Origin of the sequence: Pseudomonas simiae, from assembly GCF_000934565.1 — a bacterium.
Taxonomy (GTDB): domain Bacteria; phylum Pseudomonadota; class Gammaproteobacteria; order Pseudomonadales; family Pseudomonadaceae; genus Aquipseudomonas; species Aquipseudomonas simiae.
In genome coordinates this window covers 2,775,245-2,789,521 of the sequence record NZ_CP010896.1, presented here as the reverse complement: position 1 = coordinate 2,789,521, position 14,277 = coordinate 2,775,245, and the positions used below count along the sequence as shown (strand labels likewise).

The 14,277-nt window shown below is 60.7% G+C and carries 12 protein-coding genes; 8 read left to right on the top strand and 4 right to left on the bottom strand.

The features are described 5' to 3' along the window. The first annotated feature begins 112 nt into the window (after nucleotides 1–112). The 4 genes from PF1751_RS12530 to PF1751_RS12515 all read left to right on the top strand — a co-directional run bounded on the left by PF1751_RS12530 (nucleotide 113) and on the right by PF1751_RS12515 (nucleotide 3,491). Nucleotides 113–595: a helix-turn-helix domain-containing protein gene (locus PF1751_RS12530; protein WP_226994546.1), complete on the top strand. Its 483-nt coding sequence runs from the start codon at nucleotides 113–115 to the stop codon at nucleotides 593–595. A 519-nt stretch (nucleotides 596–1,114) separates the two neighbouring features. Then, nucleotides 1,115–2,038, top strand: coding sequence for a LysR substrate-binding domain-containing protein (locus tag PF1751_RS12525; protein WP_080923196.1), 924 nt, complete (start codon nucleotides 1,115–1,117; stop codon nucleotides 2,036–2,038). A gap of 179 nt (nucleotides 2,039–2,217) precedes the next feature. Further along, nucleotides 2,218–3,138 (top strand): LysR substrate-binding domain-containing protein, encoded by a 921-nt coding sequence (locus PF1751_RS12520; protein WP_044288120.1) that lies wholly within the window; start codon nucleotides 2,218–2,220, stop codon nucleotides 3,136–3,138. Next, complete coding sequence (locus tag PF1751_RS12515) at nucleotides 3,135–3,491, top strand: MmcQ/YjbR family DNA-binding protein (protein ID WP_044287086.1); 357 nt, start codon at nucleotides 3,135–3,137, stop codon at nucleotides 3,489–3,491. Before PF1751_RS12520 ends, PF1751_RS12515 begins: the two co-directional genes overlap by 4 nt. Before the next feature lie 385 nt (nucleotides 3,492–3,876). On the opposite strand, the gene PF1751_RS12510 is transcribed toward PF1751_RS12515, so the two are convergent. Continuing rightward, complete coding sequence (locus PF1751_RS12510) at nucleotides 3,877–4,260, bottom strand: DUF1294 domain-containing protein (protein WP_010210632.1); 384 nt, start codon at nucleotides 4,258–4,260, stop codon at nucleotides 3,877–3,879. Continuing rightward, complete coding sequence (locus tag PF1751_RS12505) at nucleotides 4,257–5,087, bottom strand: undecaprenyl-diphosphate phosphatase (protein ID WP_010210636.1); 831 nt, start codon at nucleotides 5,085–5,087, stop codon at nucleotides 4,257–4,259. Before PF1751_RS12505 ends, PF1751_RS12510 begins: the two co-directional genes overlap by 4 nt. Before the next feature lie 218 nt (nucleotides 5,088–5,305). Here PF1751_RS12505 and PF1751_RS12500 point away from each other — a divergent pair, with 218 nt between their 5' ends. From PF1751_RS12500 to PF1751_RS12490, 3 genes are all read left to right on the top strand, one after another. Further along, nucleotides 5,306–6,940, top strand: coding sequence for a methyl-accepting chemotaxis protein (locus PF1751_RS12500; protein ID WP_044287084.1), 1,635 nt, complete (start codon nucleotides 5,306–5,308; stop codon nucleotides 6,938–6,940). A gap of 104 nt (nucleotides 6,941–7,044) precedes the next feature. Then, a complete protein-coding gene (pnuC, locus tag PF1751_RS12495) occupies nucleotides 7,045–7,608 on the top strand; it encodes a nicotinamide riboside transporter PnuC (protein ID WP_010210641.1) in 564 nt (187 codons plus the stop codon). Continuing rightward, the gene (locus PF1751_RS12490; protein ID WP_021491977.1) at nucleotides 7,605–8,123 is read left to right on the top strand and encodes an AAA family ATPase; all 519 of its coding nucleotides are present in this window, start codon (nucleotides 7,605–7,607) and stop codon (nucleotides 8,121–8,123) included. Before pnuC ends, PF1751_RS12490 begins: the two co-directional genes overlap by 4 nt. Before the next feature lie 51 nt (nucleotides 8,124–8,174). Here the strand turns inward: PF1751_RS12490 and ggt are convergent, their stop codons facing one another. Beyond that, nucleotides 8,175–9,899, bottom strand: coding sequence for a gamma-glutamyltransferase (gene ggt / locus PF1751_RS12485; protein ID WP_010210643.1), 1,725 nt, complete (start codon nucleotides 9,897–9,899; stop codon nucleotides 8,175–8,177). 160 nt (nucleotides 9,900–10,059) lie between these two features. On the opposite strand from ggt, the gene PF1751_RS12480 reads away from it, so the two are divergent. Further along, nucleotides 10,060–10,707 carry a TetR/AcrR family transcriptional regulator gene (locus PF1751_RS12480; RefSeq protein WP_021491976.1) on the top strand — a complete coding sequence of 216 codons (648 nt, stop codon included), beginning with the start codon at nucleotides 10,060–10,062 and terminating at the stop codon, nucleotides 10,705–10,707. A 41-nt stretch (nucleotides 10,708–10,748) separates the two neighbouring features. On the opposite strand, the gene PF1751_RS12475 is transcribed toward PF1751_RS12480, so the two are convergent. After that, nucleotides 10,749–14,276 (bottom strand): molybdopterin cofactor-binding domain-containing protein, encoded by a 3,528-nt coding sequence (locus tag PF1751_RS12475; RefSeq protein WP_044288119.1) that lies wholly within the window; start codon nucleotides 14,274–14,276, stop codon nucleotides 10,749–10,751. Nucleotide 14,277 lies beyond the last annotated feature (1 nt).

The following is a 14,277-nucleotide window of genomic DNA, read 5'->3' as shown; positions in this document are numbered from 1 at the left end:
CCCGGCCAGTGCAAGCAAGATCACCGACAGCAGGACGTACAGTTTTATACACCATATGACGTGTAACTGTACACGACAACATGGCTACATCCTCTCTTTTGAGGACATCATCTTGTTGAAGCCAGCACTGGCAGCGGTCGTTCGAGCAATTCGAGGGAATCTAGGCTTCACTCAGGAAAACCTTGCCCACGCAGCATCGCGCACATACCTGAGCAAAATCGAGAACGCCGAAAGCAGCCCCACTATTGATAAATTCGTAGAACTCGCCGAGGCTCTCGGCATGAGCCCTTTGGCTTTCATGGCACTAATTCTTTCGACTTGTAACAAGACGCCCTCCTCTACTTTGCTCGCAAAAGCCGCAGCGGAATTGGAGGCACTCCAAGAACGCGTCAGTGACGCAGATATCGCTACCCATCTTGCTGGATTTGACCTAGTGAAGCGGCCTGCCGCTCGACCAGTGAACCTGACCAAGCTGAAAAGTGTGCTGGAGTGCAAAGAGATTGGCTTGAGCAAGGCAGAGACCGCCAGGCGGCTTGGGATGAGTCGATCAACAGTGGGCTTTCTTTGGGAACGATCGGTACCGACTGAAGACTGACTGACTCAGAGAGAAGCTTGCAGCATGCTAGGACATGCCAAGCCTAAGGAGTAAGCCACCGTTAACTCCTCGCCTCCCTTACAGAATCCACACCGTCTGCTGCCCCCCGAAAACTATGGCAAAATGACATCTTCGCCGGTACATTTCTGTTTCCATTACGCCATGGATCAAGGATTGGGGGGCATGGGCCCGCCGTTATAAGGGTGGACTGAGAGATGGAAGGATGAAAGATCCAGACGCTAGCCCCAGTGCAGCGGGATACGGATACCAGTACGAACGCGCGTTGTACCGTATTTTCACAGCACCCAACACGCAGGCTAGGAGGCTGGGGGTTTCACGGCAAACCGTCAGCAATCGCCTGAAGAAGTCGTGAAGCTCAGCGTACAAGCGTCATGACTCACATCTCAGCGGCGTAGCTGACCTTCATACCCCAAATGTGAATGGGTACAGGCCTCGGACGACTCAGGCATAATGCATGCCCTGCATGCCTCGCTCCCTATGTCTTAAGGTCGTCCAAAAGTGGCTATTGGTGAACCCCGAAATTTGAATGACCTCTTCTATTTCGCGAAGGTCGTGGAGGCTGGTGGTTTCGCTGCGGCAGGCCGCCTACTGGGGATTCCAAAATCAAGGTTATCCCGCCGTATTGCGGAACTGGAGGAGCGGCTAAACGCTCGCCTCCTTCAACGCACAACACGTAAATTGCAGCTCACTGCTTTAGGTGAACGGTACCTGCGCCACTGCCAGGCAATGCTCTTGGAAGCAGAGCAAGCCGATGAAGTGGTTGCCAGCGCAACCAGTGAGCCACGGGGCCCTCTGCGGGTGAGCAGCCCGGTCGGTTTGGCAAATCAATTCTTAAATCCACTGGTTCGTGATTTCCTCACCCGTTACCCACAAGTCCAGCTCGATCTGCTGTTGGTCAATCGCCGAGTCGATTTGATCAATGAAGGTATTGATGTCGCCCTGCGCGTTCGCGAAGCCGAAGATGAGGAGCCAAACCTCGTCACCAAGCGTTTGCGTGAGGCTCGTACGGAGGTTGTGGCTTCTCCAGACTTCCTGGCCGCCCACCCTGTTTCTCACCCCAAAGAACTGATGGCTCTGCCCTTCCTGGGGGCTCTAGACTCTGATCGCCTTGCCAGAATGCGGATGTTCAATCAGGCCGGCGAGCGTTTCGAGATAGCCATGCCTGCCCGTTTGGGTGTCGAAGACTTCATCATGCGCAAGGAAGCGGCGCTGGGAGGCCTGGGCTTCACGGTTTTGCCGTTAATGCACTGTGAGAGCGAGCTAGCCAGCGGAGAGCTTGTTCGCATGCTCCCCGATTGGCACTGCGCCCCTGCGTGGCTCCAAGCGGTCTACCCGCACAGGCGTGGAGTGTTGCCAGCTGTCAGGGCTTGGCTGGATCACCTGGCACATGCGTTCGATCGCTGTGGTGACCGGCTCCTGTAAAAGGTGATGTTGCGTCCGTAGCCAATACATTGCTTTCAGCATTTGGAGAGCTCCACCAGCCTCTCCTCGTCGGCTATCCTAGTCTCAATCAATGAGCTTGATCAAAGCCCGGATTTTGATCATTCGTCAAAAGCAAAACCTTTCTAGCCCGTTGATCGATAAAGGAAATATCAGTTTTGATCAATGGTTTCTCTAGGAAAACAGGCCACCTCTACTATTTCGCCAAAGTCGTGGAAGCCGGTGGCTTCGCTGCCGCCGGCCGGCTGCTGGGAATTCCCAAGTCGCGACTGTCGCGGCGGATCGCCGAGTTGGAAGAACGCCTCGGCGCGCGCCTGCTGCAACGCACTACCCGCCAACTCACCCTCACGGCTGTCGGCGAGCGCTACCTGCGCCATTGCCAGGCGATGCTGCTGGAGGCGGAAATGGCCGATGAGGCGGTGGCCAGCATGTCCAGCGAACCCCGTGGGAGGCTGCGCGTCAGTTGCCCGGTGGGCATGGCCCAGCACATCTTGCCGGAACTGGTGGCTGGATTTCTTGCGGCTCATCCCCAGGTGCAGCTGGAGATGACCCTGGTCAACCGCCGTGTCGACCTGGTCGCCGAGGGCATCGATGTCGCCCTGCGCGTACGCGAACTGGGCGATGAAGACCCGCTGCTGGTCACCAAGCGCCTGCGCCAGGCCCAGACCGTGCTGGTGGCCAGCCCCGCGCTCATGCTCGGTCGCCACGTGGCGACCCTTGAGGATCTCAAACAGTTACCGATCCTCGGCGCGCTGGAGGCGGATCGCCTGGTGCATCAACGCATTCTCGACCCTCAGGGCAACGCCCACGACCTGGCGATGGAGGCTCGCCTGGGTATCGACGATTTTATCGTGCGCAAAACCAGCGCCATCATGGGCCTGGGCTTCACCGTACTGCCGATGATGTACTGTGAAGAGGAATTGGCTAACGGCCGGCTGGTGCAACTGCTGCCGGAGTGGTCCTTGCCTGGCGGCTGGCTGCAAGCGGTTTACCCGCATCGGCGCGGTGTGCTGCCGGCGATCCGGGCCTGGATCGACTACCTGGAAGAAGGCTTCAAAGGCTGTGGAGACCGCTTGCTATGAAAATGACCGAAGAACAAGTCGCCAGCTTCTGCCTGAGTCTGCCCGGCGCGCGGGAAGACTATAAATGGGGCGGTGTGCGCGTATTTTCGATTGCCGGCAACAAGATGTTTGCCCTGCAGAACCTGCGCGGTGAATCGCTGGCGTTCAAGGTCGATAAGGAACTGTTCCTCGGCCACGTGGACCGCCCAGGCATCCACCCGGCGCCCTACCTGGCGCGCGCGCAGTGGATCATCATGAACACGCCCTACCCGCTGGACGCTGATGAACTGCGTGGCTTGCTCCAGCGCTCCCACCAGTTGGTGGTCAGCAAGTTACCCAAGCGCACGCAGATCGGGCTGTTGCTGGGTGATTGACGTGCTGTTGCACCCCAGGTATCTACATCAATTTTCGGTGTTGCGCCGGGCCTGTGGCGAGAGAGCTTGCTCCCGTGACGGCCTGAAAGTCGCCCGAGACCTATCCGATGTAAATCGATCAATAGGTGGGAGCTGGCTTGCCTGCGATTGCGGATTCCAAGCCGACCATGCGCTTGAGTTGGAATGAGTACATATCCATTCCTGCGGTAACGGCTACTTAGGGTTCCGCCCTTACGGCGGCTCACTTTCGGAAAGCCCCAAAAGCAAGCAAAAGGTCTTCGCCCCACCACTCGGCACCTCGCCTAGGCTCGGTGAGCCCTCACTCCGGCTTGAATCCGTGGGCCGACGCAATGGGCCATCCTTGGCCCAGTGCGGATATCCGGGCCTAAAGCACTGAAACCAGTGTCCCCCCCAGAAACATCTGGTCCAGCCAGAACACTTGATGCAGCAGCACGATCACCCAGAACAGCACCTGGTAAGACACCTTGCGCGTCTTGTGGCGGAACACTTGCTGGGCAATCAACGCCCCCGGCCAGCCGCCCGCCAGTTCCACGGCGTGCAGGATGTTTTCCGGGGTGCGCCAACTGTCGGTACGGGCCTTACGCTTGTCACTCCAGTAGAGGAAGAACGCGATCACGCTGACAACGCCATAGGCCGCCAGCGGGATCACGGTCTCGCCGCGCTGCCATACCAAGATTGAACCCAGTAACGGCGCTGCGCACAGCAGCAGGAAGATCGCCGCCTTCAGGCGTGGATGCTGGATCATCATGCCTTCGCGGCCGCCCAGTCGATCCAGCCGAACTGCCAGGTCGCCAGGATCAGTAGGCCGAATGCAATGCGGTACCAGGCAAACACGGCATAGCTGTGGCTGGCGATGAACTTGAGCAGGCCCTTCACCGCAATCATCGCGAAGATGAACGAGGTCACAAAGCCGATGGCAAACACCGGCAAGTCCGCAGGCTGGAACAGGTCGCGGTACTTGTAGCCCGAATACACAGCGGCACCCACCATGGTCGGCATCGCCAGGAAGAACGAAAACTCGGTAGCGGTCTTGCGCGACAGGCCAAACAGCAAGCCGCCAATGATGGTCGAGCCGGAGCGGGAAGTCCCTGGGATCATCGCCAGGCACTGGGCCAGACCGACCTTGAGTGCGTCTTTCCAGGTGATGTCATCGACGGTTTCGGCATGCACTTCATGCTCGCGGCGCTCGGCCCACAGCATGATGATGCCGCCCACCACCAGCGCCGTCGCCACGGTGATCGGGTTGAACAGGTAGTGGTGAATCAGGTCGGCGAAAATCACCCCCAGCACCACTGCCGGCAGGAAGGCGATCAGCAGGTTGACGGTAAACCGCTGGGCCTTGCGCTGGGTCGGCAGGCCACTGACCACTTCGAAAATCTTGCCACGGAACTCCCACACCACTGCCAGGATCGCGCCCAGTTGGATGATGATATTGAACGCATTGAAACGGTCGCCGGTAAAGTCGAGCACGTCGGCGACGATGATCTGGTGGCCGGTGCTGGAAATCGGCAGGAACTCGGTAAGCCCCTCCACAACGCCAAGAATCAATGCCTGTATGGCGGTCCAAAAATCCATGCTTCCCCCAAAGGTCTTGCTCTATGGCAAGCCTTGTTGATCTTTTTAATGGTTCACTGACGACAAGATACGGTGTTGAGTTTCAACCCCGAGCTGCAAAAATCTTGTGAAATATCAGACAGTACTCAGGTTTTCCGAATGCAGGCCGAAAGCCTATCAGACAAGGCGGAAAAGTCGATGCAGCCCCACAATTATAAAAAGCACGGAGTGACAGGACCATGAACAGTTTGCGCAATATGTCGATCAGCCGACGCCTGTGGCTGATCCTGATAGTCGCCGTGCTGATGCTGTTGGCCCTGGGTATGCTGATGCTCAAGCAGATCCGAGACGACCTGTACCAGGCCAAGCGCCAGCAGACTCAACACGTGGTCCAGACCGCCAGCGGGATCCTGACGTTTTATCACGGTCTCGAAACCACCGGCGTGATGACCCGTGAAGCCGCCCAGAAGCAAGCGTTGAGCGCGGTGCGTGGCTTGCGCTACGACCATGATGACTATTTCTGGATCAATGACCTCACTCCCGTGATGATCATGCACCCCGCCAACCCCAAGCTCGACGGCCAGAACCTCTCGGCCATCCGCGACCCCGATGGGTTTGCCGTGTTCAACGAGTTCGTGATCCTGGCCAAGGCCAAGGGCGCCGGCATCGTCAACTATCGCTGGCCGAAACCGGGCGCCGAAGCGCCGGTGGCCAAGACCTCGTATATCCAACTGTTCGAACCGTGGGGCTGGATCATCGGCTCCGGCGTGTACGTAGACGATGTGCAGGCCGAGTTCAGCAGCCAAGTCTGGAAAGCCTCGTTCATCGGCCTGGCTATCGCGCTGGTGATGGCGCTGCTGGTCTCACTGATCGCCCGCAGTATTGTGCGGCCGTTGCAAGCTGCAGTGAACGCCATGGGCAACATCGCCAGCGGCGAAAGCGACCTGACCCGCAGCCTCGACACCCATGGGCAGGACGAAGTCACCCAACTGTCCCGGCACTTCAACAGTTTCACCGCCAAGCTGCGCCAGGTAGTCGGCCAGTTGCAGGTGTGCGCCAACGCCTTGGGCCAATCCTCGCAGGAGCTGGGCAGCAACGCGACCCAGGCCCATGACCGTAGCCAGCAACAGTCCCAGCAGATGGAACTGGTGGCCACCGCCATCAACGAAGTCACCTACGGCGTGCAGGATGTGGCCAAGAATGCCGAACACGCCGCCAGCGAAATGCGCGACGCACAGGCCCAGGCCCAACAAGGGCAGGTGAATATCGACAGCAGCCTGCAGCAGATCGATCAGCTCTCCGGCACCATCAGTCAGGCGGTGGAAGTGATTCGCACCCTATCGGCAGAAAGCACCCAGATCGGCAGCGTGCTCGAAGTAATCCGCTCGATTGCCGACCAGACCAACCTGCTGGCCCTTAACGCGGCCATTGAAGCAGCACGCGCTGGCGAGCAAGGGCGTGGCTTCGCCGTGGTGGCCGATGAAGTGCGACTGCTGGCCCAGCGCACGCAAAAATCCACCGCCGAGATCCAGGGCATGATCGAGCGCTTGCAAGGCCACTCGGAAGCGGCGGTCAAGGTGATCAGCGACAGCCACAGCGCCTCACAGCTGACCATCGAACAAGCCGGCCAGGCCGGCGCCAGCCTGACCGCCATCGGCGAGTCACTGCGCAACCTCAACGGCCTCAACGCCTCGATTGCCAGCGCCACCCTGCAACAAGCGCATGTGGTGGAGGACATCAACCAGAACGTCACCGAGGCGGCCGGTTTGTCCCACAGCACGGCATTGGCGGCGGAGCAGTCGAGTGTGGCGAGTGCGCATTTGCGTGGTCTGAGCGAACAACTCGACGGCCTGCTGCGTCAATTCAAGGTCTGATCCGGGGGGGAGCGGGCTAGCCCCGCTCACCCCATCAGTTAATTCCTACGCCAATCTTCTTTCGTTACAATCACTGCCCTCTCCCATTCTCCCAAGGAACCACCATGTCCGGGCTTGAACTGTTCGCCGCCGCCCTCGGGGTGATCGCTGTGTGGCTGACCGTCAAGCAAAACCCCTGGTGCTGGCCCATCGGCCTGGTGATGGTGTTGCTGTACACCTGGGTGTTCTTCGACGTGAAACTCTATTCCGACATGCTGCTGCAAGTGGTTTACGCCGCGTTGCAAGTCTACGGCTGGTGGCAGTGGACCCGTGCCGGCGAGGTCAAGCAAGGACGTCAGGTCACCAGCCTCGGTGTCCCGGCGATCATGGCCAGCCTGGCGGTGGGCGCAGTCGGTAGCCTGTTGCTCGGTGCCGCCATGGCCCACTGGACGGATGCTGCCCAACCCTGGCTCGACGCCGCCCTTACCGGCTTCAGCCTGGTAGCGCAGATGTGGATGGCGCAGAAACGCGTGCAGTGCTGGCCACTGTGGATCGCCGTGGATGTCATCTTCGTCGGGCTATTCCTCTACAAAGGCCTGTACCTCACCGCCGCGCTCTACGCGCTGTTCACCGTGATCGCAGTGCAAGGCTGGCGCGAATGGCGCGCCGACCCGGCGTTGCACGCATGAAAGTGGTGGTACTGGCGGGCCCCGAATCCAGCGGTAAAAGCTGGCTGGCGGCGGAGTTGCAGGCACATTTCGGCGGGTTGATGGTGGGTGAATACGTGCGTTATTTCATCGATCACCATCAACGCGACACTACCCTGGCGGACATCCCGGCCATCGCCCGTGGCCAGATGGCCTGGGAAGACGACGCCCGCGCCAAGCAGCCTGAACTGTTGATCCTCGATACACATCTGCTGACCAACAAGCTCTGGAGCCAGACCCTGTTCGGCGCCTACCCGGCCTGGCTCGACAGCGAACTGCTGGCCCGCCACTACGACCTGCACCTGTTGTTGTCACCGGAAGATGTGGAATGGACCGCCGACGGCCAACGCTGCCAGCCGGCACTGGCGGACCGCCAGGCATTTTTCCAGGAAAGCCTGGCGTGGATGCAGCAGCATCAGGAGACGGTTGTGGTGATCCGAGGGGACTGGGAAGCGCGTCGGAAAGCGGCATTCGCCGCAGTCGATAAAGTGCTGTAGGGGCGAGCTTGTGAGGTTTCGCGAGCACGCCCCTACAGCGATGAGCAGCGTTTAGTAGCCCAGCGACAGGCCCGTGTTACGACGCGGGTCATTTGCGCCGTAGAAACGGTTGTTACCCACCGGCTTGCCTCCCAGGGACGGCGCACCGACCAAAATCGCCGCCAAGTGGTTGGCATCCTGCGGACCGGCAAACGTGTGGCCCCAGCTTTCGAGGATCTTCTGGGTGTCCGGGCTCACCGCGAAGGTTTCAAGGTTGGTGGTTTCCGGCATCCATTGCTGGTGGAAACGCGGCGCGTCCACGGCCTCCTGGATGTTCATCTTGTAGTCGATGACATTCAGGATCGTCAGCAAAGTCGCGGTAATGATGCGGCTACCGCCAGGCGTACCGACCACCATCACCGCCTTGCCGTCCTTGGTCACGATGGTCGGGCTCATCGACGACAGCGGTGCCTTGCCTGGAGCGATGGCGTTGGCTTCACCCTGGACCAGGCCGTACATGTTCGGCACGCCGACCTTGACGGTGAAGTCGTCCATTTCATCGTTGAGGATCACCCCGGTCTTGCTCGCCATCACGCCCGCACCGAACCAGTCGTTGAGGGTATAGGTGACCGACACCGCGTTGCCCCACTTGTCGACGATGGAATAGTGGGTGGTGTTGTTGCCTTCATGGGGCGACACGCCCGGCTTGATCGCCTGGGAGTCACCGGCTTTTTGCGGTTCGATGGCGTCGCGCAGTTTCGCCGCGTAGTTTTTGTCCAGCAGGTGCTCGATCGGGTTCTTCACGAAATCCGGGTCGCCAAGGTAGCTGTTGCGATCCACGTAGGCATGGCGCATGGCTTCGATCTGGTAGTGCAGGCCCTGGGCCGAGTGATAGCCAAGGTCAGCCATCGGGTAGCCTTCGAGAATGTTCATGATCTGGCAGATCACCACGCCGCCAGAGCTTGGAGGCGGCGCCGAGACCACATGGTAGCCACGGTAGTCGCACTCGATAGGCGCCAGTTCGCGGGTCTTGTACTTGTCGAGGTCCGCCTGGGTGATGATGCCCTTGCCGGCCTGGCTGGAATCCACCAATGCCTTGGCGACCCACCCTTTATAGAAACCGTCGCTGCCCTTGGCCGAGATTTCCTTGAGGGTCTTGGCCAGGTCTTTCTGCACCAGTTTCTGGCCGACCTGCATCGGCTGGCCGTTGTGCAGGAAGATCCCGCGCATGTCCTGGTCTTTCTCGAACTCGCCGGTTGCGGTGTGCAGCAGGTCGATATCACCCTGCTCCAGCTCGAAGCCGTTTTCCGCCAGTTTGATCGCCGGGGCGATGACTTGGGCGCGCTTGAGAGTGCCGTATTTGCTCAGGGCCAGCTCCATGCCCGAGACGGTGCCGGGCACGCCCACGGCCAAATGGCCCTTGGCGCTGAGGCCTTCGATGACATTGCCATCTTTGTCCAGGTACATATTGGCGGTGGCTGCCAGCGGGGCTTTTTCGCGGAAGTCAAGGAAGGTCTTGCGCCCGTCCGCCAGTTGCACGGTCATGAAGCCGCCGCCGCCCAGGTTACCCGCCGCCGGGTACACCACGGCCAGCGCGTAGCCCACGGCCACCGCCGCATCGACCGCGTTGCCGCCGGCCTTGAGCACATCCACGCCCACATGAGTTGCCAAATGCTGGGCCGTCACCACCATGCCATTTTCACCGCCCACCGGGGCCTGGGACGCGGCTTGCACACCACTGACCGTCAACACCAGAGCGGTGGCAATCAAGGTACGGCTGAAGGGTTGGTATTTCATCCATGGCTACTCTAGTTATTGAGACGCACCAAAATAGCCCGCCGCGGATTTAATCCCCAGCGCAATGGCGTTTTTATTACAGAACTTGTCGGTCATAGAACGGACGCGAAAAACCCCATGCTATATTTCGCGCCCTGACTGTCGTGCAAGGCGCTTTGATATGGCGATCAAGAAAACCGGTATCCGCGCCCAACAGGCTGACCAGACCCGCGCGCGTATTCTCCAGGCGGCGGTCAAGGTGTTCACCCGCGACGGTTATTCCGGCGGGCGGGTCGACAGCATCTCCAAGGAAGCCGACTCCAACGACCGCATGCTCTATTACTATTTCGGCAGCAAGGAACACCTGTTCGTCTGTGTGCTGGAGCACACCTACGAGCAGTTCAACCACGCTGAAAGCAAGCTCAAGCTGAACCTCGACGCACCGGAGCAGGCGTTGCGTGACCTGGTGGCGTTTATCTGGAATTACTACGTCAAGCACCCGGAGTTCGTGGCGATCCTCAGTATCGAGAACCTGCACCAGGGCAAGCATGCCCGGCAGTCCGGCGAGATGCGGCGGCTGTCGGGTGAAGCGGTAGGCGTGCTGCGGCCGATCATCGAGGCGGGTCAGGCCCAAGGCGTGTTTCGCCTGGATGTGGACCTCAAGCACGTGTATTTGATGATCGCCTCGCTGTGCTACTTCTATAACTCCAACCGCCACACGCTAAGTTCGTTCCTGGGCGAAGACCTGGCGGAAAAGGCGCAGCAGCAGGATTGGCTGGGGTTTATCAGTGATTTGGTGGTGCGGGGTGTAACACCGATTCCGCTGTAACAAGCCAGCGCCCCCATCTGCTCCTCATAGGCGTTGAACGATCAGTGCGTACCGGGGTTGGCGCGCAGGTGGGCAACCTTCTGTTCCAGCCCCTTCCACTGCGGCGCATTCGGCGCAAATTGCGCGCGCAGATACGCCGCCAGATCCGCCACCTGGCTATTGGACAAACTGTCCTTGAACCCCGGCATGTAACCCAGATCCTGGGTCGCCGGTTTGCTGATGCCTTGCAGAATCACCTTGATCAAATTATCCGGCTGGTCGCTGTGCACGTTGGTGTTGGTGGCCAACGACGGGCTCACCCCAAACAGTTTCGGTCCCAGGCCATCCGCATGGCAGGCCTTGCATGCACCTTCGAACACCCGACGGCCATCGGGATTCGGCACATTGGCCGCCGTAACCGCCGGGGCCTCGGCCGCCGCATCCCCCTTGAGCGACGCCAGGTACACCGCCATCGCACGGATATCCGCCTTGGGCAGTTTCGACAACTCACTCACCACCGGCCCCATCGGGCCCGCTGCCACGCCATGGGCATCGGAATACCCGGTGCTCAGATAGGTAAACAGTTGGTCCTCGGTCCACGGCGTCGACGCCTTGGACAAGCCGTTGAGGGCCGGAGCCTCCCAGCCATCAACCGTACCACCGGCGAGGAACGACTTGCCGCCCTTCTCCGCTCCCGTCAGGTTACGCGGCGAATGGCAGGCGGCGCAGTGGCCCAGGCCGTTGATCAGATAGTTGCCGCGGTTCCATTGTTCGCTGCGCTCAGGCTGCGGCGAGATCTCGCCACGCCGCAGGTTCAGGGCATTCCAACCTGCCATCAACGGCCGGATATTGAACGGAAAGCGCATGGCATTCGGCGTCGGCGCCTGGCTCACTGGCACCTGGGACATCAGGTAGGCATACAGCGCCTGCATGTCCGCCTCATTGATATTGCGAAACGCCGTATAGGGAAACGCCGGGTACAGGTTGCGCCCGTCTCGACCAATGCCGTCACGCATCGCTCGCTCGAACGCCGGGTATGACCAGGCGCCGATCCCGGTCTTCACATCCGGGGTGATATTGCTGCTGTACAGCGTGCCGAACGGCGTCTGCATCGCCAGCCCACCGGCATTGGTCGCGCCACCGGGCGCCGTATGGCACACCGCGCAATCGCCCACCGCCGCCAGCAACCGCCCGCGCTCCAGGGTCGCCTTGGACCAGGTGCCGGCGCTGGGTGGCGCTATCGGTGGAATTTCAGCGTGGAACGGCCAGGCCGTCGCCAGCACCGCGCCCAAGGTGGCAAACAATGCGCCGAACCACCACTTCCGGCGTTTCTCAGGCGACTTGGCTGGCTCGCCCAGGGTGCCCGCATTCAATGCTGCCAGCACGCGTTCCGGGGTGATCGGCAGCTCGCGAAAACGGATGCCGGTGGCGTCATAGATCGCGTTGGCAATCGCCGCCGCGCTGGGTACCGAGGCCGACTCACCGGCGCCCATGGGCGGCTGGTCCTGGCGCGGCATCATCATCACGTCGATCTTTGGCACTTCGGGGAACGTCAGGATCGGATAACCGCCCCACTCCTTACTCGCCACCGTCGACTCTTCAAACGTCACCCGCTCCTTCAACACACGGCTGGTGGACTGGATCACATTGCCGTGGATCTGATGCTGCACCCCGTCTGGGTTGATCATCATTCCCGAGTCATGCCCGATCACGACGCGGGTCACCGACACATCGCCGGTCTGCTTGTCGATCGCCACATCCGCCACCCACGCCGCCCAGGCCGCGCCGAAACCGGGGAACTTGCTGTGAATGTAACGCGCGTAGGCAAAGCCACGGCCACGCAGCAGATGGTCGTCGCTGGCGGTTTGCATCGGTGCGGTGCGCGGCGTCCAGTTGGCACGTTCGGCGGTGGATTTCACCAGGTCTATGGCGCGCTCGTCCTTGAGGTAGCGCAGGCGGTATTCCACCGGATCGACGCCAGCGGCGAAGGCCAGTTCATCGATATAGGACTCGTGGGCAAAGGTGTTGGGCAAGGCCGATACGCCACGCATCCATGAGGCGCGCACGATGGGCGCCATGTCGTTGATGGTCACGCGCATAGTGTCGATGTCATAGGGCGGAATCGAGGTGCGGTCGCCCATTTCGAACATCGCCGCCACCGGTTCCACACGTCCCGTCAGCAGCAATGCCAAAGTCGGTGCGCCATTGGACGGATAGCTGGTCTCAAAGTCGTAGGCGGCGATGCTGCCGTCGGCGTTGAGGCCACCGTCGACATCCATCAATTGTGCAGTGCCCTTGGGCTCCCACAGGTGTTCCTGTTCGCGGGTCAATTGCACGCGCACTGGTTTGCCGACGGCACGGGAGAGCAGCAAGGCATCGGCACACACATCGTCGGCGCAATTGCGCCCGTAACAACCGGCGGCCTCCATGCGAATCACATCGATCAGCGCTTCATCACACGCCAACAACCACGCCAAGTCGGCCCGTAACAGGTGCGGGTTCTGGCTGCCCGACCACACCCGGCTGCCGGCTGGCGAGTAATCCGCCACACCGCAGGAGGGGCCGATCGACCCGTGCATCTGGTACGGCCAGAGATAACTGCGCGGCATGCGTTGGCTCGCGCCCGCCAGGGCTTCGTCGACATTGCCCTGATCCAGCACGGTGCGGCGTACGCGGGGATTGTCGCGGATAGCCTGTTCGACATCCGTCATGTCCGGTAACCCGTGGTTCCAGGGTTTCCAGTGCACCTGCAATTCACTGGCGGCCTTGACGGCCTGCTCTTCACGCAGTGCAACCACGCCGACAAAATCCCGGATCACCACCACCGCAACGATGCCGGGGACATGAGCGATAGACGATTCGTCCACACTCAGCAGGCTGTTGCCGACAAAGTCGCCGCAATCGAGCCCTGCGTACGGCGGACGAATGACCCGGCCATGGAGCATGCCCGGCACGCGCATATCGTGCACGTAAGTCAGCTCGCCAGTGGCTTTGCCGGGGATATCCACCCGAGCAGCGCCCTTGCCCACCAGGCGATAGTCCTCGATGGGTTTCAGCGGCGCATCACCGCTGATGCGCAATTGGTCATGCTGGCCGCTGACCAGTTCAGCATACGTCGTGGTACGCCCGTCTGCAGCGTGGATGACGCCGGCGTCGACCTTGAGGCTGGCAGTGCTGACACCCAGGCGCCCCGCCGCCCGCGCCAACAGGAAACGCCGCGCTTCGGCTGCCGCATTACGCAAGGGCACCGCTGATATCTGCAGGGTCGCACTGGCAATGGTTGCCCCCTGGTTGGGCACGCGCTCGGTATCGCCGAGCACCATCTTTACCTGCTCCATCGTCAGGTCCAGCTCTTCGGCGACGATCTGTGCCAGCGAAGTGCGGATACCGGTGCCCAGGTCCACATGACCATTGAACGCGTACACCAAACCATCATCGTTCACCGCAATAAACAGCCCCAGCTCCTTGGGCTTCACCGTAGGCGTGCCGCCCTTGGCCACCGGCCCCGAAGGCGGCAGGACATCGTCGATGATCAACAAAACGCCGGTCTTGGCCAGCCACTGGTCACGGGAAAGGGAAGTGTCGGTCATG